This is a genomic window from Paenibacillus sp. V4I5 (assembly GCF_030817255.1).
GTDB lineage: Bacteria > Bacillota > Bacilli > Paenibacillales > NBRC-103111 > Paenibacillus_E.
Genome location: NZ_JAUSZB010000002.1, coordinates 6,077,214 through 6,101,303, shown reverse-complemented (window position 1 = coordinate 6,101,303; position 24,090 = coordinate 6,077,214). Strand labels below are relative to the sequence as shown.

Here is a 24,090-nt window from a genome sequence, read left to right as displayed (position 1 = left end):
GTCATTAGTAGACCTAGTAAGCAGCGAGCACTTTCTTAGGCAGTTCTTCCATGAATGTCACATGCCAGAGGGCAAAAATATAGATGGTCCAAATGCGGCGAGCATAGTCGCCATGACCATTACGATGCTTATGCAGCATGCGCTCCACAGCATTGATATCAATATAATCTTCAATCCCGCTGGACTTAATTTGCTCCAGGACCATATCGCCCATCGAACCTTTCATCCAATCGCGCAGCGGTACCGGGAAGCCCAGCTTCGGACGGTTCAGGATAGGATCAGGTATGATACCTTCCATGGCCTTACGGAAAATGTACTTCGTCGTGCCATTCGCGATTCGGTACTTTGCCGGAATGCGGCGTGCCACTTCGAACAGTTCCTTATCAAGGAAAGGAACACGCAGCTCGAGTGAGTGTGCCATTGTCATCTTATCAGCCTTCATTAGAATATCGCCAGGCATCCACAGATTCATGTCGATATACTGCATCCGGCTCACTGGATCAAGATGCTTCGTCTTGCTGTAATAATCGCCAGCAATTTGCACGGGATTCTTATAGGCGCGCAGCATCTCACTATCAAGGCGCAGCACCTCCGCTTTCATATCCTCGGAGAAAATTTTGGCGTTGCCGAGGAAGCGCTCCTCAAGCGGTGTCGTGCCGCGCAGTAAATAGTTGCGGCCCTTCACACTGCTTGGCAGCATCCGGGCAAAGCGGTTCAGCATGCGCTTCAAGGGTGGCGGCAGCTGGTCGATCGGACGCAATGATTGCGGCTCGCGATAAATCCGGTAGCCGCCGAACAGCTCGTCCGCGCCTTCGCCGGACAGCACAACCGTCACGTGCTCGCGCGCAAGCTTCGCCACGTGATATAGGGCAATGGCCGAAGGATCGGCGACAGGCTCGTCCTGGTGCCAGATCGCCTTCGGCATCGTGCCGAAGAAATCATCCTGCGTGATGATTTTGTCGTAATGCTCTGTGCCGAGTGTCGCAGCCGTTTGGGCGGCAATCGGCGTTTCATTGTTGGCACCTTCGAAGCCAACGGAGAACGTGCGGATTGGCTCGATATTCCGCATATGTGTAGCAATCGCCGTCGAGTCAATACCGCTCGACAAGAAGCAGCCGCGATCCACATCACTCACCATATGGAGCTTGACCGATTCCTTCAATGTTTCACGAATTTGTTCCACATACTCGTCAAACGGGCGCTCCTCCGGCTCAAACATAGGATCCCAATATTTATGTATCGACATTTCTCCGTCGAACGTTATTTTGACCGTATGCCCTGGGGGAAGCTTATGTATGCCATGGAACATAGTGTTAGGCTCCGGCACGTATTGAAAGGTCAGATAGTTCAGCAAGCTGTCCGTATGGATCAACCGGTTCATGCCTTCCGCAGCAAGCAAGCTCTTGATTTCGGAGCCGAACAAGAACTGACGGTCATTGACATGATAGTAAAATGGCTTAATGCCGAAGTGGTCTCTCGCACCGAACAGCTGCTTCTTTTTCTTGTCCCAAATAACGAAGCCAAACATGCCGCGCATGTATTTGACGCATTCCTCTCCATACTCCTCATAGAGGTGAACGATAACCTCCGTATCACTTTGCGTGCGGAATTGATGCCCACGCTCCTGCAGCATACTGCGCAGGGCTTTATAATTATAAATTTCCCCGTTGAAAATGATCCACACAGAATCATCCTCATTAGCCAAAGGCTGATGCCCTTCTTTCAGGTCAATAACAGACAATCGGCGAAAGCCAAGACCAATCCGATTATCCGTCCAAAAACCGGAATCGTTCGGACCCCGATGAACAATTACATCTGTCATTTGCTGCAGCATTGCAGTGGTTGGTTCTCTATCTTCAAAATACATGACACCCGTAATACCACACATGGTGAAACTCACTCCTCCGTACCATTCATCAATCTTCTATTCGACAACCGATATATTAGTATACCATATCTGTCCGTCATTCTGGAAATGCGATGAAAGTACGTGAAAGCGTTGTATCCTATAGAAAAATGATGGAAATCAGAAGTCGCTTTAATGAAGCTGATAACCTGGTTTTTTTCATACATTCCCCCACCTTTCCTCTGTGCATAAAAGTTTGCCTCGTGCAACTTTTGGGGTGGAAAATGTCCTTTCCCCTACTCTAGGATATGCGCAAGGATGGGAAACGGTTCCTTACACTTGTGTAAGGCTTGATTAAGCATAGAAAAAGGACCTGCTTCTGCAGATCCCCTTTATTACTCACCATTTGCGATTACCGTTTGATAATTTCAATTTTACGGATTCGATTGGCGTCTCTTTCACGGACAATGAATGTCAATGAACCGTATTGCCACTCTACACCTATTTGTAGCTCCGGCTGCTTGCCATATAACCAACCACCAATCGAGTCCACATTCTCATCAATAATGTCAGTTCCTAATACATCATTGATCTCATTTAACAAAGCAATACCTTCGACTACATAATGATTTTCTCCTAAGGTCTCTATTTCCTTCTTTTCATCTTTATCAAATTCGTCACGAATTTCACCAACAATTTCCTCCAGAATATCCTCAATCGTGATCAGACCTGAAGTTCCCCCATACTCATCTAAAAGCAGAGCAATATGAACATTTTCTTTCTGCATTTTCTTGAGAAGGGCTTTGACTGGCATGACTTCTGGAACTGTCATCATCGGTTGAAGCAAGGATTTAAAATTAAAATCTGGGCTACTGAGATAGCTCAAAAAAAACTGCTTGGTGTTGACGAATCCAATAATATGATCCTTGCTTTCCTTAGCAACTGGAAAACGGGTGTATTGTTCTTTTGTAATAATACCCATGTTTTCTTCCAATGATTTATCCGCATAAAGGCAAATCATATCCGTACGCGGCACCATAATTTCGCGTGCTAGCAGATCATCGAATGAAAAGACCCGATTCACATAACCAAACTCCGTCTTATTTATTTTACCGCTCAAATAACTATCCGATAAAATAATACGAATCTCCTCTTCCGAGTGTGCTTCTTCATGCTCGCCCGCAGACTTAATTCCAAAGATTCTTACGAGCTTATTCGCCGACCCATTTAACATCCAAATGAATGGATACATGATTTTATAAAAAAAGATAATTAATGGTGCAGTTAGTACAGAAATAGCTTCCGCTTTTTGAATAGCTAATGTTTTGGGCGCTAGTTCACCAAGTACAACATGTAGATACGTAATGGATAGGAATGCAATGCCGAATGATAAAATATGAGATAGGCTTTCTCCTACCCCCATCATGTGGAACAATGGGTTAAGAAGTTTCTCAACCGTTGGTTCCCCTAGCCAACCAAGTCCCAAGGCCGTAATCGTGATGCCTAGCTGACAAGCAGACAAGTACCCATCTAAATTAGAGGTAACCGTTTGTACAGCAAGGGCATTTTTCTTACCTTCCAATACCATTTGATCCACTCTACTGGGACGAATTCGAATAACAGCGAATTCAGTAGCGACAAAAAAAGCGGTGAGTAGGATAAGAATTGCAATTAAGAACAAGTTGATTAGCATAGTTACCTTCCTTTAGCTTCTTTTCATGTCTTTGCGGTTTCGTTTAATCTTGCCGCGTCAAGCTAATTTCAGTAATCCTAGTCTATTACCAAGGCCTTTTCCCGCCGCCTAGCTTCGTCAGAATACCGTCGTTTGCCGCGTCATAAGCCTCAAAGATTTTGGCTGCTATCGGGGATGCCCCGTAACGTCCGAATCCACCTTCAGGTACAACAACAGCTACCGCAAGCTTTGGATTCTCTACAGGAGCAAAGGCGATAAATACGGCATTTTCTACCGTGCCTCCCGATACTGCTTGCGTAGATGTACCTGTTTTACGTGCTACGTTAAAAGGTAATTCCTCAATGCCCTCGGCGCCACTTTTCATCCCATGAATAATGACATTCCAATCTTCTTTAGAAAATTCAGAGGAAGAATCCTGAATAACCTCAGGCTCAACTTTTTTAACTAATTCACCTTGGTAGTCTCGAATTTCATCTACGAAAAGAGGCTTCATACGTTTCCCTCGACTGGCCAACGTTGCTGTATATTGAGCGAGCTGCAGCGTAGTCGTTTTTTCATTTTGTCCCCATGACGCATAGACCATTGCAGATTGGTAACTGTCTTTTTGAGCATTTTTAATAAAATCGTTGGAACCTGCAAATTCACCCGGAAGTCCGCTTCCCGTTTTAACTCCCATACCGAATTTCGCAAGGTATTCTGCCCATTTCGCTGTGACCTTTGGTGTTTCTCCCCCATATTTCAAATAAAAGGGAATGCCCACTTTTGCTGACATATACGTGTTAGAAGAGTGTTCAATAGAAGACGAAGCATTAATCGGTCCGTAAGCAGCTTTACCAGAGTTCGAGATTGTGCTGCTGCCACCCTTACCAAAGCTAAATGATCCAGAATCGTAATAGGTCTCATAGGGTCCAAACAACTTTTCCTTCAGACCGATTAGTACAGACAAGGGTTTAATCGTTGAACCCATAAAAACAATGGAAGATGGATGCTTTGCATTCTCTTTTTCGTCCGGATATTTGGCTTTAGCTGTCATAATAGAGCCATTGGATATATAAGTACCAATTTCTTTGTATATGTTTGGCGAAATACCTCCTGTCCAAGCATTAGCATCGTAATCCGGATAGTTTGCCATAGTGACAACGCGCCCCGTATCCACTTCCATCGCAACAGCAAAGCCAGAGGAGGCCTTCATCCCCGTTTTCATATACAGATCATTGGCATGAGAGGGGCTGCGTAAATATTTGATATGTTCCTCCAGCATTCTCTCTGTTGCCTTCTGGATATCTTTATTAATCGAAAGATATAGATTATTCCCTTTGATAGGCGCTGTCACTTCGGCTCTGCCGATAATTTTCATAGCCGCATTTACTGGGTATTTCCTACTCCCGTTTTTACCGCGCAGCTCATCCTGATACAAACGTTCAATGCCGTCAAATCCTACATTTTCTGTGTTCAGGTATTCTTCGCTATTAGGGCTATCTTTATAGATATCTTTGGCTGTCTGCGTAGAAAATGATTTTAAATATCCAACCAAATGTGTGGCAATCGTGGTCTTGTTGTTGTCATCATCCAATTCATAAGTACGGATACTCTCCTCCGTCACTTCAAGCCACTTAAATTCGTCTCGGTGCTCTAGTAAATAGGCCATTTCCTCCTTGGACAAATCTGCTTTAATTCGCCGCGGAACCCAATAGTAACTTGGGTCTTTCACCTTATTTTTATTAATATCGTAACCTAAATCCATCGCTAAAACGATCTCTTCTGGAGTTGGGCTGACCGAATTCGGTTTGGCATATTTATCAAAAACATCAACCTTTAGCCGCTGAGCAAGCGCAATCACTTCATCTTTGTTTTGTTGACCTGGCTCAATACGGAAAAACAAGGACTGAACAGGAATTGTATAAGCCAGAGGAGATTTTGTAGAGTCATAGATATTGCCTCGAATGGGAGCGATACTTGTGGTCTGATTCGTATTCGTATTTTCCGCCGCTTTCAGATCTTTGGCTTGAACGAATTGTAAGATAGCCAATCGTACGATTAATATTGAAAATAATAAAAATGTTATAAAGAAAAATATATTGATCCGAAACGAAAAGTGCCGCTTTTTGGTAATTTCTTTTTTCTTCGGATCATCCATAATGGATGACTTCATCGCTTCTCAGATCCTTTCTTACGCTATGGCTTGTTCATGAAACAGCTCAAGTAGGGAATGAATACCCTCCCCTGTATGATAGGAATAACGGATAATTCGTACAGCATCGATACCGACTTGATTTGGCGCCCAGATATCATTCGTTTCATGGTCGCCGATATAAAGAATATCCTTAGCTTCTAACCCCGCCTTATCCAGAGCAAGCTGGAAAATCGCCGGATCTGGCTTCTCTAGACCAACTTCTGTTGAAACAATGACCGGGTCAAAATCATGCAAAATCCCCTTATCCTCCAATATGGCTTTCAAGGTAGGAGCAAAATTGCTGATAATCCCAATTCGAAAACCTTGGGCCTTCAAACCATCTAAGAATGGCTTAACATCATCAAACAATTCATAATACTCGGGTGCCGTGTAAATGTCGTAGAGCTCGTGGCAGCAGGTATAAATCTCTTCCTCTGACCACTCCTCGTGAATGCCCAATTTATGAAGCACATATTTATATAGATTAACCCAGAACTCACGGTCTGAATCTGGACTGCAAGCCACGAAATTGTCCTGCTTATTCACATAATAAAAAAGACGAAAAGCTTCCGTAAATAGTTCACTAATATGAGCTTCATCACGATCCACAGATCGCAATTGTAAATACTGTTTGAGTATCGTCTGGGCTGCTGGAATCGTAAGTAAAGTATCCCCAGCATCTAAGTAAATCATCTTATATTCCTGAAGTGGTTTCCTCATACAATCTCCCTCATTACTTATAAACAATCCTATCTTATTAGTGTACCACATTTAATCATCATATGAGAAAACCCACCGGATCTATCCATGATTTCCCTTAAAAGATCGGTCGACTTAAACGAAAAGAAGCCCTCCTTTGATCTCCAAAGGAAAGGCTTCTTGCCGATACTGTCTAAGCGTCCTTGATATGAGTTTGATCGAAATTAGGCGGATTGAACCAGTTGCCTCCGCTTGCTACCCAGGTGGAATCTAGAGGAACCCAGCGATCAAACTCCTTCAGGTAAACCTCATTCCAAGCGTGAGGCCCGTAGCTGCCCTGCCCGTCATAGCCTAGCCCTGTCACAACTTTCACATCAAGGCCAATGGATCTGGCCATCTGGGCATACAACCTAGAGTAGTCTATACAAACCCCTTCTTTGGTGTTGAAGGTATCCTCTGGCGTCTGTTCCTTCCAGATCCGTTTCTCTTCATATAGAGTTACCTTATCCCAATCATATTGGATGCGGCTGCCTACCCATTTATACAACAGCTTGGCCTTCTCTTCATCCGTCTTTCCACTGGCGGTTACTTCTTTGGCGGCATCGGCAATATTGCCTGGAACTTTTGCGTCTAGAACTTCATACTTACGCTGCAGGATATTCGTAAATTCCTGTTCCACAGCACGTGTGAACACGGGCACTTTGTCAGCAATGAAGTCACCTGTGAAGGGTGAAATAACCTCTTTGGCACCTTTCTGATACATCTGTGATGATTCAATGTAGGGTGTGACCAAAGAGTGCGGGAATAACGTTACATAAATGAAAAGCACAGCAATAAGAATGAGCGCCCTCGCGATTCCGGCGACAGAACCAATGGCTCCACCAGAGACAGAACTAATAAAAGAGTTGCTGCGCTCCCTGTAAGGATCACGATTAGCCAACCAACTTCCTAACAAGGGATCAACCAATAGGTTCAGCAATTGCTTCACGATCATATAGCCAAGTAAAAACAATACACCGAAACGCAGCAGCGGGAAATCGCGGATACTCGTCATGGCCGTATAATAAATTTGTTTAAGCATGCTTATCTCTACGGATGGAATTTGCAAATTCTGCTCTTTCAACCAGATTTGAATCACAGGCGATACCCACTGAACCCCTTTCCACGCGATAAACATGGATAGAATGACGATAACCGCCTCCACGAGCATAGACAGAAGATGTTTGGCTGAACCTGACCCTCCCCGGAAAAACCCTTGAACGACAGAGCCTACAAATGTGAGAACGATCACGATGGATATTAAATTTATCGAAGTTGATTGTAACCACGTCATATCCGTCATGATTTCTCACCATCCTATTTTTAATAAAAAATGACTCATCTTATTGCTTAGCGTTATTCTTTGCTTGCTCGATGAAAGCATTAACGGCTGCGTTCGCGTTCATCTTAAACGTTTTACCAAGAAAGGTAACTTGTACTTCATCCGTCCCAGCTTTGCCTTCGACTTTTAAGCTCTTCGTCGTAATGAGAAAGGAACCGTCGGGATTCGCTTTAAATTGTGCCTCTTTGGCTTCCGAAGTCAACGTGCTGACAGCCTTATCTTTGATTTCATCACCGACTTGCGAAACCACGCTTGCCCCAATATCCTTTATTTTATCCTTATAACTTGCTCCATAAACAATGAGAGCCCCAACAATCGCGATGACCACAATCCATTTCACCACGGTTTTCACAATTCCGATCACGATAAAAAGCACAATAATAGCGGCCACAATTAAGTACCAACGATCCTGCGCAAATGAAATCCACTGATCCAAACTAACCCCTCCTAATTATCCAAAAGTCCCTTCCTATCATACTACAGGGAATCCTTAATCTTCATCTCTTTTTTTCCTTAACAGGGCTAACTTTCGTTCTATCTCTTCTGTTTTATCGACTCTACTTCTCGTCTTGCGAAAAGACTGTCTCAAGCGAAAAATCAGGAAAATAGCTGCGCCAGCGAGTAACACAATGACATATGCGTCCATAAAGCCTCCTAAAAACAGAATTGTGTCATTTGTATGGAAAGGTCATATCTATGGGACGAGCGGCGTACATCTTAAGAAGAGACAAGTCTAAATGATTGAGGTGGTGAGAACATGCGAACAGCTATTTGGTTGTACTTATTTATGTTTGTTGCTTTTTTTGATTTACACGCGCAGTACCCGATTCTTTCTCCTTTTGCCTTATCTTTAGGAGCAGCTCCTTCATTTATAGGGCTAATTATGGGCGTATACTCGATTACACACTTGCCTGGGAATCTAATCGCTGGCTATGGCGTAGACAAATACGGAAGTAAAATCTTTATTGTCTTTAGCCTGATTGTAGCAGGGATCATCTTACTTTTTCAATCCAATGTGAAAGATCCTTGGCACTTGCTATACATTCGTTCGATTAGCGGATTCGTACTCGCCTTCTTATCCCCTGCTTGCTTATCGCTGCTTGCACGTATAGCTAAGGATCGTATCCATCAAAGTAAACTGATGGCTGGCAACGGTCTCATACATACCCTTGCTTCCGTGGTATCTCCAGCAGCAGGTGCTGTTTTAGTTGCCAAAATCGGATTTACAACAGCCTTCTCTGTCTTAGGTTGGATTCTTATTATCACAGGCATACTTGCCATCTTTGGTGTGAAAGAAAAGCAACTTTTAACGCAAACAGAGAGCAAATCCCCCATTTTAGATCATCATGGTCATGGCATGCTTGGTGATGAATCAGATCTACCCGGCAGCGTAACGATTCCATGGTTATTCTTTCTCATTCCGATGGCACTCTCCTGCTCGCAAGGCATTCTTTTCTTTGAGCTGCCACTTATGCAGTCGGCCAGAGACTCTATCCTAACGTCCGGCGTCTTTTTCACCTTAGTCAGTTTAGGCGCCCTGTTAAGCATCAGCTTCTGGTTCTTAAATAAGATCCCCCCGTTTATCCGAACGGTCTGTGGAAGTATCTCGCTTGCGATCGTGTTCTTCGGTTTAGCTATTCAATGGCCGATACCGCTCACTGCTTCCCTTTTCCTAATCGGAATGGCGAAAGGTATCATTTATCCCGCTCTCGCTGCCCTTCTTGCCGGTATAACTAGCAGCAACCGATATGGACGCGTCTTTTCCCTTCTTTCCATCTCCTATTCCGTTGGCGCCTTTATCGGTCCCATGATGGCCGGGCAGCTTCGTGACCACATTTCCTCTTACTTCATCGCGTTCTTCATCTTAATGCTGGCACTTTCCCTCTTACCGCTGCGCACATTTAAAACGCCGATCACGACATAATTTCCCGATAAAATGGCGGCTTGAGCTTATCAAGCCGTTTTTCGCGCTGTCAATCCCTGTCATTTCCCGGGAAATGGCACACTCATTTTTGCCAAATCGTCGAATGAAATCCTTGGATCACTTGCGAAAACGGGTTATACTACAAAAAAACCTAAAGCGAGGAAATCCCATGTCGATTGTCATCATTGTAGAAGGTAAAAATGATAAAAGCCGGTTAAAACGCGTGGTTGATGAAAGTGTCATCATCCTCTGTACATTCGGTACCCCCAGCTCATTAACTCTCGAAGAACTAAGAAAAAAAGCGGATGATAATCATGTTTTCATATTGACGGATAATGATGCTTCCGGTAAAAAAATACGTTTTCTATTGCGAGAAACGTTTCCAGACGCAGAACACATATATACACGCAGAGGGTATGCTGGCGTGGAAGGAACACCTGAGGAATACCTCATTCAGCAATTAGAAAAAGCAGGGTTGGAAGAGTATATCAAATACCCTGCTCCAGACCCTGCTTTTGAATAGTTAATACGATGAAAGATTAACTTATTTACCTTTTGATAAGGTTATGACATCTTTGACAATATGGTCAACATCCAACTCTGGGTTGCTCGCATCATAATAATTCCGGAGTTTTCCTTTTGGGTCAACCAGCAAAATCGCATTCGAATGCGAGAAATTACCATCCTTCTCTTTGATCACCATAATGCCGAAATCTTCTGCAAGCTTGTGAATTTTCGATTCCTCACCACGGAGGAATGTCCACCCACCCGGAACTGGCTTCGATTCAAATCGGTTACCGAATTCTTTAAGCACTTCCGGTGTATCGCGTTTTGGATCGACTGTTATGGATACAATTTCCGCTTTAGTACCCAGCAGATCTTTTTTCTTCAAAGATTCCTGAACCTGAGAAAGCAAGAAAGTCGTCGGCATGCAAACATCCGGGCAAAAGGAATAAAAGAAGTATACAAGTCTGACCTTACCATCCATATCCTGAGAGGCGACAGGTTTACCGTCTAAGTCCTGCAGTTGAAACGAAGGAGCTTGTTTCATTGCTGTTAATCGTTGGTCAGGTTCACTGCCGTTTGCCCATAATTTATAGGCAAATGATGCAATCATGGCAATTAATATCGCGCCCAGCGCTAGTTTAAACCAATTTTTCCCCAAAAACGTACTCATTACTTCAGCCCTCAATTCTAACTAATTTTCACGGTATCAATGACCATGAGGAACGATAAGAGAGTTAAATACAACAGTGAGAACAGGAACATACGCTTAGCCCATACCACTTCGGCCTCACCTGTTGCCTTAAAGCCTTTGATACTCATGAAAGCCCAAACCAATCCTAAGGTGGTTGATGCGAACAAGAACATATAACCCACATATCCATAAGCCGTCAACATCACGGTTACAGGAACAAGTAAAACCACATAACGCACCATACTGATCTTGGTCACGTATGTCCCCTTCACGACGGGTAAAAGCGGGAATCCTGCAGCGCGATATTCTTCCATACGGCGAATCCCAAGAGCCCAGAAATGCGGAGGCTGCCAGAGGAACAAGAAAGCAAAAAGGAGAATAGCACCTAGATCAACCGTACCACTTACAGCACAGTAACCAATAACGGGAGGTGTAGCACCAGAGAAAGCCCCAACGAATGTACTCCATACCGAAGTTCTCTTAAACCATGCTGTATAGAGCCAAACATATAAGAACAGTCCAATCAGTCCAATTAATGTTGCAAGCGGCGATTGCGCTCCAAAATATAGGACTCCCAGACCAATCGTTCCTAAAATAATACCGTACCATAGAACGAGATTAGCACTCATTCTTCCACTTGGAAGAGCTCTATTCTGCGTCCGCTCCATCTTCGCATCCATTTCACGGTCCAAATAATTGTTAAGCACCGTGCCTCCTGCCATTACAAGGGCTGTTCCTAGCATGGTCATAATCAGGTGCACCCAGCTTACTTCCCAATGAGCCGCCATCCAATAGCCAGCAAAAGCTGTCATTAGATTGGAATAAATAATGCCTGGCTTAACCAAGCGATAAAAATCTTTCAAGGTCACAGGCTCAGCCGATGCCTGAGTATTGCTAGCTTCTATGGATTCTGTCCCAATAGACCCTTGTGACGAACCGTTCGCAACGCTTTCGTAGCTAACTTGATTTCCCACGTAAACGTCCTCCTCTATGTCGAATTTCCGAGCAAACTGAATAATGAACATTCTCATCATACCAACCCTTACATCGTTTGACAATGAAGTGCAGCCAGTTGTCATCATATTGTCGATTCTCCTTCCAGTATGCGTGAAAAATGATCTGTGCATTCGATTACATGCAAAAAGGAGCCCCTAGGGCTCCCTCAAACGTTTAATCCTATTATTTATTAATCATAAGTGGCGTTAATGCTAATAAGCTGTGGCGAATATCATGCCATGCCTTCGTCAAAGCTAGCTGTAATTCCCAAGCATGTCTTCCCATGACGGTGACAATTAAACCGTATTTATACGTAAGACTGGCTCCAATGCGGACCTCTGTACCCTCAAGCTTCTCAAGACTCTCCAGTACTTTCTCGAGATGCTGCTGTTTAAGGCGATTCGAGAAAATGTACAGATTACCGAGATGTGTTTCCCGCTCCCAGCAACCTGGCGCTGATAGCTGCATGTTCTGTGGTTCAATTCTTTGGTTCTGATAAAAAATCAATTCCTTGTCGTGCCAAACTTTCATACGATTCATATAACGGGTGTACTGAAATATTTCGCCTCGCTGGGTACGTCCCGGACAACACACATCCGAGAAAATCAATGCAGACCCCGGTGATAAATGAACATCCATTTCTGCGACAAGGCTTGCATCCTTATAGAGCATCAAGGGCTCTGGCATGTATTCCAGCAGTGCGTCAGCTTCCAAATGCAGCGTCTGACGCTGCGTGCTTCCGTGACCCTCCTCAGACGGATGAACCTTCGTGAACGATTGGTTCGTTAGAAAAACACGTGCGCCCTCTCCAAGGCGCACGTTGATTTCGTAATGATCCCCCGACATGAGTCCTGGGGAGCAGTCCATCATGTAGACGCCCAATTGATCCACAGGATGATCGTCCTGGAGCAGCGTTTCGTTCTCGTAACGAAACGTTTTGGCGATTTTGAGCGGGGAGGCGTGGTATTTGCGGACAAGCTGCGTCAAGCCGCTGCGTACCGCAAATTCCGCCTTAATCTCCCCGGTCACACTAGGCATGGCTGAACTCCTGTTCCACCCATGTGACAATATCGTCCAACCCTGTACCGCCCATCAGGTTTGAGAAAATATACGGTCGGTCGCCGCGCATCTTCTTCGTATCCGAATCCATCACTTCCAGGCTGGCGCCTACATACGGGGCTAGATCGATTTTGTTAATAATAAGCATATCGGAACGCATAATGCCTGGACCGCCTTTGCGTGGTATTTTCTCCCCTTGGGCGACATCTATAATGTAGATGAAACGATCTACCAGCTCTGGGCTGAACGCTGCAGCCAAGTTATCGCCACCGCTCTCGATGAAAATAATATCGAGATTATCGAAACGCTTCTCCAGCTCTTCGATGGCTTCGAAATTCATCGAGGCATCCTCACGGATCGCTGTATGCGGGCATCCGCCTGTTTCCACCCCAATAATGCGGTCCTCAGGCAGTGCCTCGGAGCTTATCAACATACGGGCATCTTCCTTTGTGTAGATATCATTCGTAATCACCGCGATACTGTAGCGGTTGTTGAGTTTCCGAGCCAGACGCTCCACTAGCGCTGTTTTACCAGAGCCTACAGGTCCACCAATTCCAATACGCATTGGGCGGCTCCGATCCACAGCTGGTTTTTCCCATTGGTGGTGATGATGACCTTGACCTTGACACATAGTCATTCCTCCTAAAATGATAATTAGGGCATAATTGCCTCATTAAGACATGAATAATCGCGAATACAGCGTTTCGTGCTGCATCATGGCCAGATCTGCGGTTGGTGTATTCGTATACGCATCCAAGGGATCCAAATGCGCTACACGCTGCCACTCGCTTCCGGTCAATGGGAGCAGCTTCGCAAGAAGAATTTGTCCCTGGGTTTGACCCATGGACATGAGTCTGAGCGCACTGTTGATGCAAGTCATGATACAGCTGTAAAGATAACCTTCCGCCGCTTGATGTAAGGGTACACCGAGGTGATAGCTCACCCATCCGTGGACAATCGGATGATTGGAGCTGCAGCGCCCGGCTTTCACAGCTTCGTCCAGAGGCAGCCAGTTCAACTCGGGATACATGGACTGCGATAGTTGGAGCAGCCTGCGGCCCATCTTTTGAACGCCGCTCCTCGCTTCACTCGATACACGCTGCACATGCAGCATGTGGTCGATCTCCCAAAGCTGATCCCATTCCTGTCTTGGAATATGGATATAGGCAGCTTTGATAACCATGGCATCCGATGTTGCCCAGCTATTGGCGAGCATCGTGCGAATATAAGCTTCGAGCTCTTCCATCGTTGTTAATCGCTCTTGCTGTACGAGTGTTTCCAAACCAAAGGAATGAGAGAATCCGCCAATGGGCAATGCTGAGTCCAGAAGCTGCTGATAAGCAAGCCAGTGAAACTTCGGAGTCATCTCTTCAATGAATGTCGTTGTCTTTGTTGTCATCGCTGTTATTTCGTCACCTCGATCAGGGACTTCCCACTCTTTTAAAATAAGAAATATAACTGCGCCATCGGCAGCTCGGTTGCCGGCTCACAAGTAATGGCTTCCCCATCAACTTTCACTTCATAGGTCTCTGGGTTTACTTCTATTGAAGGCGTACCGTTATTATGAATCATGTCTTTTTTCGATATATGGCGACAACCTTTCACGGGCTCGATGCGCTTTTGCAGCCCTAATTTCTGAGCGATGCCACGATCATAGGCTGCCTGAGAGACGAAAGTAATCGAGCTTTGTGTCAAAGCTTTACCAAAAGCAGCAAACATCGGTCGCCCAAATACAGGCTGCGGTGTTGGAATTGAAGCATTCGGATCTCCCATCTGCGCATAGGCAATGCTGCCGCCTTTGAGTACTAGATCAGGCTTAACTCCGAAGAACATCGGGCTCCAAATGACAAGATCCGCGAATTTCCCAGGCTCAATGGAACCGACAAGGTGCGAAACACCATGCGTTATCGCTGGATTTATCGTATATTTGGCGATGTAACGTTTAATTCGGAAATTGTCGCCATCTTCCGTATCGGGAGCCAGCGGTCCACGCTGCTTCTTCATCTTATCAGCAGTTTGCCATGTACGAATAATAACCTCGCCGACCCGGCCCATTGCCTGAGAATCCGAGCTTAGCATACTGAACACACCTAGATCATGAAGAATATCTTCCGCAGCAATCGTTTCCGGACGAATCCGGGAATCTGCGAAAGCAACATCCTCAGGAATACGGCTATCCAAATGATGACACACCATGAGCATATCCAAATGTTCTTCAATGGTATTGATCGTATACGGACGTGTCGGGTTTGTCGAAGACGGCAGTACGTTAAGCTCTGCAGCTGCACGGATAATATCCGGCGCATGCCCCCCTCCTGCTCCTTCGGTATGATACGTATGAATCGTACGGCCCTTAATGGCAGCCAGTGTATCCTCGAGAAATCCCGCTTCATTTAATGTATCGGTATGAATGGCTACTTGAACATCATATTGGTCCGCTGCTTCGAGACAAGTGTCGATTGCTGCCGGCGTCGTTCCCCAATCTTCATGAAGCTTCAATCCAATAGCTCCCGCTTCAATTTGTTCCGTCAACGGGGCTAGAAAAGATGCATTACCTTTACCCGTAAAGCCCAAGTTCATAGGAAAAGCTTCAGCTGCCTCCAGCATACGCTGCATGTGCCATGCACCTGGTGTACAAGTTGTGGCATTCGTCCCTGTGGCAGGCCCCGTCCCTCCACCTATCATTGTCGTCACCCCAGAGGAAAGTGCCGTTTCAATTTGCCCCGGGCAAATAAAATGAATGTGAGCATCGATCCCGCCCGCGGTTACAATTTTACCTTCACCCGCAATGACTTCCGTGCTCGCACCCACGATCATATTGGGATGCACGCCATCCATAATGTCTGGGTTCCCCGCTTTACCGATACCCACGATATGACCATCCTTGATGCCGATGTCACCTTTGACAATACCCCAGTGGTCGATAACAACCGCATTCGTAATCAGGGTATCCAGAACACCTTGATCGCGAGTAGCTCCACTGGATTGCCCCATCCCGTCGCGAATGACCTTGCCGCCGCCAAATTTACATTCATCACCGTAAACGGTGTAATCATGCTCGATTTGCGCCCAAAGTTCCGTATCAGCCAAACGAATGGCATCTCCCGTTGTAGGCCCAAACATTAGAGCATAACTTTTACGATCTATTCGATTCACCGAGCTTCCCCTCCCATGCTTGCCATCTTTCTCTCGCAGCACTTGACATATTCCCATTAGCTGCTAAGCCTTTACTCAAGTTATTTAGCCCATAAGAAAGTTTGGCTCCACCCAGTTCAACGAGCTGAATAGGTTTCTGTTCTCCCGGCTCGAAACGGACAGCCGTTCCCGCTGGGATGTCCAATCGCATGCCATAGGCTTTTTCTCTCGTGAAGTCCAACGCTCTGTTCACTTCAAAAAAATGAAAATGCGAGCCCACCTGAATGGGACGATCTCCTGTATTGGTAACGATAAGTTCAATCGTTTGTCTGCCTATATTCATTTCAATATATCCCTTACCTGTTCGATATTCTCCTGGAACCATCTTCTCGCCCCTTTCGATTATTCATTTGTATAGTTAGGTTATTGGTTCGTGTACGGTAACTAATTTAGTCCCATCGGGAAACGTAGCCTCTACCTGTACCTCATGAATCATTTGAGGTACACCTTCCATAACTTGCTCCGCTCTCAGAATCGTTGTGCCGAATGCCATCAATTGAGCAACGGTCAATCCATCCCTGGCTCCTTCCATAATCTCGGATGTTAGCAGCGCTATGCTTTCGGGATAATTCAGTTTCAAGCCTCTGGCAAGTCTTCGGCGTGCTAGATCAGCAGCTACAGTAATGAGCAGCTTTTCTTTTTCTCTCTCCGTTAAATGCACATCTTCACCTCATTAAAAATCCGAATAATGGTAATCCTTTATCCTTATTATATTCGTGTATTCTAGGATTGTAAATCATCAATGTTAGATATCATGACATGTAAACAACGATTCCTGAAGTCTTTTTTCGTATTTTATGTGATTTCCACAAAAAAATAGCAAATTCTTGTGCGCAGTTAACAAAAAAATTTTGATACATGTCATCTATATTGACATCAACTTGTTTCCCACTTTATCATAAGCCTTGTAATCCAAATCTTGTAAGCAAAGGGAGTGGGACGTGAATGAGAGAGATAAGAAACAAAGGTAAGCTCACAGTTGCATTGAGTATGGCTTTGATGATGGTCGCGGCTGGCTGTGCAAAGACAGAGTCAACTACATCCACGACAACTACACCTATGGCGACAAAAGCCGCTGAAGCAAAGGCCGAGGCGAAGGATGAAACTGTACCTGTTGGGATTCTTCACTCACTAACAGGCACGATGTCCATTAGCGAGGTGTCTGTAAGAGATGCTGAACTTATGGCGATTGACGAAATTAATGCAGCTGGGGGACTCTTAGGTAAAAAAATTAAGCCCGTGATTGAAGACGGAGCATCCGACTGGCCGACTTTTGCAGAGAAAACTAAGAAGTTACTGCAAAAAGACAGCGTCGTAACGATCTTTGGGTGCTGGACATCTGCCAGCCGCAAAGCGGTACTTCCAGTCGTTGAACAAAACAAAGGATTACTATGGTATCCGGTACAGTACGAAGGCGTGGAATCATCACCTAATATCTTCTACATTGGTGCAACAACGAACCAACAAATTATTCCCGCGGTAACATGGCTTTTGCAAAACAAAGGCAAGAAATTCTACCTCCTCGGTTCCGACTATGTATTCCCAAGAACAGCCAACAAAATTATTAAAGAGCAGTTGAAAGCTGAAGGCGGCTCACTCGTGGCCGAAGAGTACACGCCACTTGGACACACAGACTACAACACAATCATTAGTAAAATCAAAAAAGAGAAGCCGGATGTCATTTTCAATACGCTGAACGGCGACAGTAACGTAGCCTTTTTCAAGCAATTGAAAGATGCAGGCATTTCGTCCAAAGATCTAACAACTATGTCCGTCAGTATCGCTGAGGAGGAGGTCCGCGGTATTGGAGCATCTGTCCTAGATGGTCACTATACGGCTTGGAATTACTACCAAACAACAGATACGCCTGAGAATAAAAAATTCGTTGAAGCTTATAAAGCTAAATACGGCAAAGACCGCGTTACCGATGATCCAATCGAAGCTGGTTACACAGCTGTTTATCTATGGGCTGAAGCTGTGAAGAAAGCAGGCTCCTTTGACGTAGAGAAAGTGAAAGCTGCTGCCAAGGGTATCGAATGGAACGCACCGGAAGGTAAAGTAACAATTGATGGCGAGAATCAGCATATTTCCAAAACGGCTCGTATCGGCCAAATCCAAGCGGATGGGCAGATCAAAGAAATATGGAACTCTGGCCAACCTCTCAAACCCGACCCATTCCTCAAAACATACCCATGGGGCGGAGAAGTAACGAAAAAATAAGGATGACTAAACCATTAGTTATTTTGGAACCAGGACTGCCTAATAGCGGTCCTGGATTTCATCATTTACTTGGGGATTACTAGGGGGAATTGTCATGAGTCTACTGCTTCTTCAATTGTTTAACGGCTTAAGCCTAAGCTCCATTCTACTCTTGATTGCCATCGGTCTCGCAATTACATTCGGTCTTATGAATGTGATGAATATGGCACATGGCGAATTCATCATGATTGGCGCCTACATGGCTTATCTAGTCCAGCAGTGGTTCCAGAAGTTTCTACCGGCCTCCGCTTTCGGGTGGTATTTCATCGTGTCGTTAGGTGTTGCCTTTGCAGTAGCCTTCTTAGTCGGCTGGCTGCTCGAAGTTTTTCTCATTCGCTTCATGTACGGCAGACCGTTAGACAGCCTACTTGCTACATGGGGAGTAAGCCTTGTCTTGCAACAGCTTGCACGTACCATTTTCGGTGCTCCTAATGTGGCTGTTAAAGCCCCCGAATGGCTGGAAGGCGGACTCCATCTATCGGCTGACCTCATTCTACCCTACAAACGCCTCTTTATTATTGCTTTGGTTGCGCTATGTATCTTGGTGATTTATATGTATCTGTATCACTCTGCCGGCGGAAGACGTATGAGAGCTGTTATGCAAAATCGTGAAATGGCTGCTTGTCTTGGTATTTCCACACGTAGAGTAGATGCTCAGTCCTTCGCGTTTGGCTCCGCTATGGCAGGAATTGCCGGATGCGCCTTAACGCTGCTTGGACCCATTGGACCAACCATAGGCACTTATTATATTGTGGATGCTTTCATGGTTGTTGTACTTGGTGGAATTGGCAAGCTGATTGGAACCGTAGCAGGAGCATTAGGTATTGGAGTTTTCAATACAGCTTTGGAATACACAACAAGTGCTACGCTCGGTAAAGTGCTTGTCTTTACGCTCATAATCGCCTTCTTACAATGGAAACCGATGGGACTTGTGACGATCCGTTCAAGATCCTTAGATTGAAGAAAGGATGTGACATCTTCCATGCTCTTAACGGGACAATCCAAGATCAAACTGATCATCTATTCCGTTTTTTTGGTCGCTATCGCTTTGACTCCTCTGTTCATGTCAGACTTCCGACTTTCGCTTCTTGGCAAGTTTCTCGCTTATGCCATCATTGCCATGGGAATTGATCTGATTTGGGGCTATACGGGCATTCTTAGCCTCGGCCATGGCGTCTACTTTGGACTTGGCGCTTATTGTATGGCCATGCATCTTAAACTCGCCGCGACACCTGAACATCTGCCTGATTTCATGTCGTGGAGCGGTGTTGAAAGCTTACCCTGGTTCTGGGTTCCTTTCCACCATGCAGGAGCTGCATTCCTACTCGCCCTTATCGTTCCAATGATCGTCGCATTCATCTTAGGATATTTTACATTCCGAAACCGCATTAAAGGTGCCTTCTTCTCCATTTTGTCTCAGGCGTTGGTCATTATTACCGTCACCTTATTCGTTGGCCAACAAGGCTATACAGGTGGAACTAACGGACTAACTAATTTCACCACCTTTCTTGGCTTAAACCTGCAATCACAATCTACGAAATTATTATTTTTTTATCTCACTTTAACTGTTGTTGTTATTGTTCTTATTCTATGCAGTCTGCTCGTCAAAAGTCGTATGGGGAACATTCTCACAGCCATTCGTGATGGGGAAAATCGGGTCCGCTTTATTGGCTATAATCCAGTCACTTTTAAAGTGTTCATTTACTGCGTTTCAGCAGGATTGGCCGGACTTGCCGGTGTGCTCTTCGTCCTTCAGGAAGGCATTATCTCACCTGCACAAATGGGCATTGTCCCTTCGATTGAGATGGTTCTATGGGTGGCTATCGGAGGGCGTGCAACGATCGGAGGTGCCGTTCTTGGCGCGTTAATCACCAACGCAGCCAAAACAACCTTTAGCGAAGCTTACCCCGCTTGGTGGCCTATTATGCTCGGAGCCATGTTCATTATTGTTGTACTGCTGCTGCCCAAAGGTATCGTTGGTACGATTACACATTACACTTCCAATTGGAAAAAACCCGTGCTTCCTAAGCCGATTTCTTCATCGCAAGAAGCAAGCTGACCATACACCAAATCCTTATAGTTATGAAATTTGAAGGGGGAACATCCCAATGCTAGGACAATTAGCGAACCAACAACCTGTAACCGGAGAGAAAATCCTTAGTGTTAAAGGGCTGGAAGTGAGTTTTGACGGATTTAAAGCCTTACGCAATCTGGACTTTTCCTTGCAATATGGCGAGCTTCGGTTTCTCATTGGGCCGAACGGAGCAGGTAAAACAACGCTCTTGGATGTCATTTGCGGGAAAGTGAAGCCTTCGCAAGGTCATGTTTATTTCAAAGAATCGATTGATCTCACCAAGCACCAAGAACACCAAATTGCACAGCTCGGCATTGGACGTAAGTTCCAAGCACCTTCCGTCTTCTCAACATTAACCGTTTTTGAAAATTTGGCTCTTTCTATGAAACAGCAGCGCGGCCTCCTTAGCGCACTATGGACCAAGACGACGAGTGATCAGCGAGACCGCTTGTATCTCCGACTCGAGATGATTGGCCTGCAAAGCAAAGTCAAAGAGCGCGCGGGATCACTCTCTCACGGTGAAAAACAATGGCTTGAAATCGGGATGCTCCTCATGCAGGAGCCCGATCTACTGCTGCTTGACGAGCCTGCCGCCGGCATGACAGATAGCGAAACCGAGAAAACTGGCGAGCTTCTACACGAAATAGCAGCTAATCAGACGATCATCGTAGTTGAGCACGATATGGAGTTTGTTCGCCAATTCGCTAGAACGGTCACGGTACTTCATGAAGGGACCGTACTTCGAGAAGGCACGATGCAGGATATTCAGAATGATGATAAGGTTGCTGAGGTTTATCTAGGAAGGAGAGTGGAGCGCGGTGCTTAACCTTCAGAATATAGAAGCCGGTTACGGCGAGAGTATGGTTGTACGCAGTGTGAACCTTCAGGTGAAACCAGGACAAATCGTTTGTCTAATGGGACGCAACGGTGTAGGGAAATCCACACTAATGAAGAGCATTATGGGACTCATTCAGCCGAAGTTCGGCACGATCCATTATAATAAACGGAACATAACATCATTCCCACCGGATCGACGAGCCAAATTAGGGATCGGCTACGTGCCGCAAGGCCGTGAGATTTTCCCACAGCTTACTGTCGAGGAGAATCTGCTGCTTGGTCTTGAAGCTGCGATAGATGGAAGAAAAAAGCTCCCTGATTCTCTCTTCGACACCTTCCCCGTGCTTCGTCAAATGCTTCACCGCAAAGGAGGCGACCTCAGTGGAGGGCAGCAGCAGCAATTAGCAATAGCTCGCGCCTTAGCCCCTGGCCCCAAGCTGCTGCTTCTAGATGAGCCGATGGAGGGTATCCAGCCTTCTATTGTCATGGAGATTGAAGCCATCATTGAATCTATCAAACGCAATCGAGAAATTGCCGTATTGCTGGTCGAACAAAGCTTAGAGTTCGCTACGAGCATTGCCGATTACTATTATGTATTGGACCGAGGGACAATAGCTGCCGAAGGTTATACCGAGCATTTGACCGAAGAACAAGTCCGAAAGCACTTAACGGTATGATTCTGCTTACATGGACCCACCCTACAGAAGGAAGCTGGATTACTTGACCTATGCAATTAGGCGTCAAGTACCGTCCAGCTTCTTTTTTTTCATACGAAGGAACTAATTATAAAGATAAGCTGGACGTCACAAAATGTATAATGATAACATGCATATAGAGGATCGAATGTTGCGTCCGGCATATCGAGTACCAAACCTTTTGAAGGAAAAGGAGGGGGGGAACGTTTATGTCTAAAATTTTAATTATTGAAGATGATTTAAGCATCGGTGAAATGATGTCAATTTATTTGTACGAAGAAGGTTATCAAGTCATGCGTGCGGAAACAGGACGTCAAGGCGAAGTGTTATTCCGAGATTTCGAACCTGATGTCATCGTGCTTGATATTATGCTGCCTGATGTTGACGGGATTCAGCTATGCACAGACTTCCGAAATTCGTCAACAATCCCCATTCTTATGGTATCCGCCAAAAATGAAGTCTCCGATCGCGTTAAAGGCTTGCAGACCGGCGCTGATGATTACCTATGTAAACCATTCTCAATGAGGGAACTATCAGCAAGAATACAAGCTTTACTGCGACGTTCAAATGCCTTTCCTCCGCTAGTTCAATTTACCGATTCGACTGAGCAAGTCGTTCATTTGGATCTAGAGAAGCGTTCCCTTTTTGTACATAGAAAAATAATAGAGACCACTTTCTCTGAATTTGAAATTATGAAACTTTTTTGGCAGAATCAAGGACGAGTATACAGCCGGGAGGAGCTTTTAAACCGGGTCCGTGGATTCGATTCCTATGTAACTGAACGTGCAATCGATGTACATATCGCAAACCTTCGCAAAAAAATAGAAGCTGACCCGAAAGAACCAAAATATATTAAGACGGTTTGGGGTGTCGGTTATAAATTTCTACTTACGTGAGCTCCCTATGGGGCTTTTTTTGTTTGGGATAATTAAGCAAAAAGCCAGTCACCAAATAGGCAGATGCACAATATGATGATTATGGATAATGACACGTACTAAGAATTTGTTTTACATTTCAATTATGAAGAAAGCTTTCTCAAGGAAAGCTCAAGGAGGAAATACGATCATGTTGAACAGCCCTTACAGAATCGGTAACCTAGGAAACCCTGCCATGACCACGCAAGTCCCTTACGGATATCCATATCCGGCCTATCCCGTTCCAACAACGAGTGCGAATAAACCTGCTGGAGCTGGATTTCCACCTGCTGGAACTGCTTTTCCACCTGCCGGAACTGCTTTTCCACCTGCCGGAACTGCTTTTCCACCTGCAGGCACTGCTTTTCCACCTGCTGGCCTGCAAACTGGCGGTTTGCAAACTGGTGTAAATGTGCCTGGTCAACTCCCCATGGAAGAATCCTATATCGAAAATATTCTTCGTTTGAACCTTGGCAAGATGGCTACAATCTACATGACATACGAAAATAACTCGCAATGGAATGCCAAAATTTTCAAAGGCAAACTGGAGGCAGCTGGCCGCGATCATATTATCATCAGCGATCCAGCTACCGGTATGCGTTTCTTATTGCTCATGGTGAATCTAGATTACATTACATTCGACGAGGAACTTCAGTATCTCTATCCATACTCTGGCGGCGTACCTGGCCAACAGAGATAATAACAAGATCACGTATAAAATAAAGCCGCCTGCTCTTTTATTGAGCAGCGGCTTTTTCTTATGAAGAAGTCGATTCTGTGAAATGCCACATATGCAGTTTGCGCAGGCCGCCTTCAATCCACTCTTCCCATTTGGCTTGCTGTGAAGCATTTTCGGTTTCATGCAAACGTTCTTGTTTCAAAGAAAGATACTCCTCATAGCTAACTTCCTTCCAAATTTCCACAAAAAGCCCTTCTTGATCCGTTCCCTCCAGGAGCTCAAACCGCCCTTCCCGCCGCTGCCATTCCTGCATATAGATGAGAAAAGAGTCCCGAAAAGCGGGTTTTATGGCATACTCTACAAAAACTTTGGACATTTTTAGATCTCCCTCTGATTTATTTTTTGCTCCAAAATGGTAAACTAATAAAAAGACGGATAAATGACCATGCTTATGAAGTAAGTTTTCCT

General features: G+C 45.2%; 25 protein-coding genes. 9 read left to right on the top strand and 16 right to left on the bottom strand.

The window, feature by feature from the left end; translation table 11 throughout:
* Window positions 1-13 precede the first annotated feature (13 nt).
* From asnB to QFZ78_RS29955, 7 genes are all read right to left on the bottom strand, one after another.
* The gene (asnB, locus tag QFZ78_RS29985; protein WP_307552990.1) at window positions 14-1,888 is read right to left on the bottom strand and encodes an asparagine synthase (glutamine-hydrolyzing); all 1,875 of its coding nucleotides are present in this window, start codon (window positions 1,886-1,888) and stop codon (window positions 14-16) included.
* Between the two features lie 370 nt (window positions 1,889-2,258).
* Window positions 2,259-3,539, bottom strand: coding sequence for a hemolysin family protein (locus tag QFZ78_RS29980; protein WP_307552988.1), 1,281 nt, complete (start codon window positions 3,537-3,539; stop codon window positions 2,259-2,261).
* Window positions 3,540-3,624: 85 nt separating this feature from the next.
* Window positions 3,625-5,691, bottom strand: coding sequence for a peptidoglycan D,D-transpeptidase FtsI family protein (locus QFZ78_RS29975; protein ID WP_307552986.1), 2,067 nt, complete (start codon window positions 5,689-5,691; stop codon window positions 3,625-3,627).
* Window positions 5,692-5,709: 18 nt separating this feature from the next.
* Window positions 5,710-6,432 carry an HAD-IA family hydrolase gene (locus tag QFZ78_RS29970; RefSeq protein ID WP_307552984.1) on the bottom strand — a complete coding sequence of 241 codons (723 nt, stop codon included), beginning with the start codon at window positions 6,430-6,432 and terminating at the stop codon, window positions 5,710-5,712.
* A gap of 172 nt (window positions 6,433-6,604) precedes the next feature.
* On the bottom strand, window positions 6,605-7,753 hold the full coding sequence (locus QFZ78_RS29965; RefSeq protein ID WP_307552982.1) for a transglutaminase domain-containing protein: 1,149 nt from the start codon (window positions 7,751-7,753) through the stop codon (window positions 6,605-6,607).
* A 40-nt stretch (window positions 7,754-7,793) separates the two neighbouring features.
* Entirely contained in the window at window positions 7,794-8,228 is a 435-nt protein-coding gene (locus QFZ78_RS29960; protein WP_307552981.1) for a hypothetical protein, read from the bottom strand.
* 54 nt (window positions 8,229-8,282) lie between these two features.
* Window positions 8,283-8,438 (bottom strand): hypothetical protein, encoded by a 156-nt coding sequence (locus QFZ78_RS29955; protein WP_307552979.1) that lies wholly within the window; start codon window positions 8,436-8,438, stop codon window positions 8,283-8,285.
* Between the two features lie 111 nt (window positions 8,439-8,549).
* On the opposite strand from QFZ78_RS29955, the gene QFZ78_RS29950 reads away from it, so the two are divergent.
* Window positions 8,550-9,716 (top strand): MFS transporter, encoded by a 1,167-nt coding sequence (locus QFZ78_RS29950; protein WP_307552977.1) that lies wholly within the window; start codon window positions 8,550-8,552, stop codon window positions 9,714-9,716.
* A 169-nt stretch (window positions 9,717-9,885) separates the two neighbouring features.
* On the top strand, window positions 9,886-10,239 hold the full coding sequence (locus tag QFZ78_RS29945; RefSeq protein ID WP_307552975.1) for a ribonuclease M5: 354 nt from the start codon (window positions 9,886-9,888) through the stop codon (window positions 10,237-10,239).
* A gap of 21 nt (window positions 10,240-10,260) precedes the next feature.
* Here the strand turns inward: QFZ78_RS29945 and QFZ78_RS29940 are convergent, their stop codons facing one another.
* The 8 genes from QFZ78_RS29940 to QFZ78_RS29905 all read right to left on the bottom strand — a co-directional run bounded on the left by QFZ78_RS29940 (window position 10,261) and on the right by QFZ78_RS29905 (window position 16,825).
* Window positions 10,261-10,893 (bottom strand): SCO family protein, encoded by a 633-nt coding sequence (locus QFZ78_RS29940; RefSeq protein WP_307552973.1) that lies wholly within the window; start codon window positions 10,891-10,893, stop codon window positions 10,261-10,263.
* A 17-nt stretch (window positions 10,894-10,910) separates the two neighbouring features.
* Window positions 10,911-11,888, bottom strand: coding sequence for a heme o synthase (gene cyoE, locus QFZ78_RS29935; protein ID WP_307552972.1), 978 nt, complete (start codon window positions 11,886-11,888; stop codon window positions 10,911-10,913).
* 205 nt (window positions 11,889-12,093) lie between these two features.
* Window positions 12,094-12,948, bottom strand: coding sequence for an urease accessory protein UreD (locus QFZ78_RS29930; protein ID WP_307552969.1), 855 nt, complete (start codon window positions 12,946-12,948; stop codon window positions 12,094-12,096).
* Complete coding sequence (gene ureG, locus QFZ78_RS29925; protein ID WP_307552967.1) at window positions 12,941-13,600, bottom strand: urease accessory protein UreG; 660 nt, start codon at window positions 13,598-13,600, stop codon at window positions 12,941-12,943. Before ureG ends, QFZ78_RS29930 begins: the two co-directional genes overlap by 8 nt.
* A 42-nt stretch (window positions 13,601-13,642) precedes the next feature.
* Window positions 13,643-14,368 (bottom strand): urease accessory protein UreF, encoded by a 726-nt coding sequence (locus tag QFZ78_RS29920; RefSeq protein WP_307552965.1) that lies wholly within the window; start codon window positions 14,366-14,368, stop codon window positions 13,643-13,645.
* A gap of 41 nt (window positions 14,369-14,409) precedes the next feature.
* Window positions 14,410-16,092 carry an urease subunit alpha gene (gene ureC / locus QFZ78_RS29915; protein WP_373460437.1) on the bottom strand — a complete coding sequence of 561 codons (1,683 nt, stop codon included), beginning with the start codon at window positions 16,090-16,092 and terminating at the stop codon, window positions 14,410-14,412.
* 13 nt (window positions 16,093-16,105) lie between these two features.
* Window positions 16,106-16,489, bottom strand: a complete 384-nt coding sequence (locus QFZ78_RS29910; RefSeq protein WP_307552962.1) for an urease subunit beta — start codon at window positions 16,487-16,489, stop codon at window positions 16,106-16,108.
* A 33-nt stretch (window positions 16,490-16,522) separates the two neighbouring features.
* A complete protein-coding gene (locus tag QFZ78_RS29905; protein ID WP_029194808.1) occupies window positions 16,523-16,825 on the bottom strand; it encodes an urease subunit gamma in 303 nt (100 codons plus the stop codon).
* 284 nt (window positions 16,826-17,109) lie between these two features.
* Here QFZ78_RS29905 and urtA point away from each other — a divergent pair, with 284 nt between their 5' ends.
* From urtA to gerQ, 7 genes are all read left to right on the top strand, one after another.
* Entirely contained in the window at window positions 17,110-18,384 is a 1,275-nt protein-coding gene (gene urtA / locus QFZ78_RS29900) for an urea ABC transporter substrate-binding protein (protein ID WP_307552960.1), read from the top strand.
* A gap of 94 nt (window positions 18,385-18,478) precedes the next feature.
* Window positions 18,479-19,384, top strand: coding sequence for an urea ABC transporter permease subunit UrtB (gene urtB, locus QFZ78_RS29895; protein ID WP_307552958.1), 906 nt, complete (start codon window positions 18,479-18,481; stop codon window positions 19,382-19,384).
* Window positions 19,385-19,405: 21 nt separating this feature from the next.
* Window positions 19,406-20,482, top strand: a complete 1,077-nt coding sequence (gene urtC, locus QFZ78_RS29890) for an urea ABC transporter permease subunit UrtC (RefSeq protein ID WP_307552956.1) — start codon at window positions 19,406-19,408, stop codon at window positions 20,480-20,482.
* A gap of 49 nt (window positions 20,483-20,531) precedes the next feature.
* A complete protein-coding gene (gene urtD / locus QFZ78_RS29885; RefSeq protein ID WP_307552954.1) occupies window positions 20,532-21,323 on the top strand; it encodes an urea ABC transporter ATP-binding protein UrtD in 792 nt (263 codons plus the stop codon).
* Window positions 21,316-22,011 carry an urea ABC transporter ATP-binding subunit UrtE gene (urtE, locus tag QFZ78_RS29880; RefSeq protein WP_307552952.1) on the top strand — a complete coding sequence of 232 codons (696 nt, stop codon included), beginning with the start codon at window positions 21,316-21,318 and terminating at the stop codon, window positions 22,009-22,011. The genes urtD and urtE overlap by 8 nt, the downstream gene beginning before the upstream one ends.
* A gap of 227 nt (window positions 22,012-22,238) precedes the next feature.
* Window positions 22,239-22,925 carry a response regulator transcription factor gene (locus QFZ78_RS29875; RefSeq protein ID WP_307552950.1) on the top strand — a complete coding sequence of 229 codons (687 nt, stop codon included), beginning with the start codon at window positions 22,239-22,241 and terminating at the stop codon, window positions 22,923-22,925.
* 169 nt (window positions 22,926-23,094) lie between these two features.
* Window positions 23,095-23,643 (top strand): spore coat protein GerQ, encoded by a 549-nt coding sequence (gene gerQ, locus QFZ78_RS29870; protein ID WP_307552948.1) that lies wholly within the window; start codon window positions 23,095-23,097, stop codon window positions 23,641-23,643.
* 58 nt (window positions 23,644-23,701) lie between these two features.
* Here the strand turns inward: gerQ and QFZ78_RS29865 are convergent, their stop codons facing one another.
* A complete protein-coding gene (locus QFZ78_RS29865; protein ID WP_307552946.1) occupies window positions 23,702-23,998 on the bottom strand; it encodes a hypothetical protein in 297 nt (98 codons plus the stop codon).
* Between the last annotated feature and the right edge of the window lie 92 nt (window positions 23,999-24,090).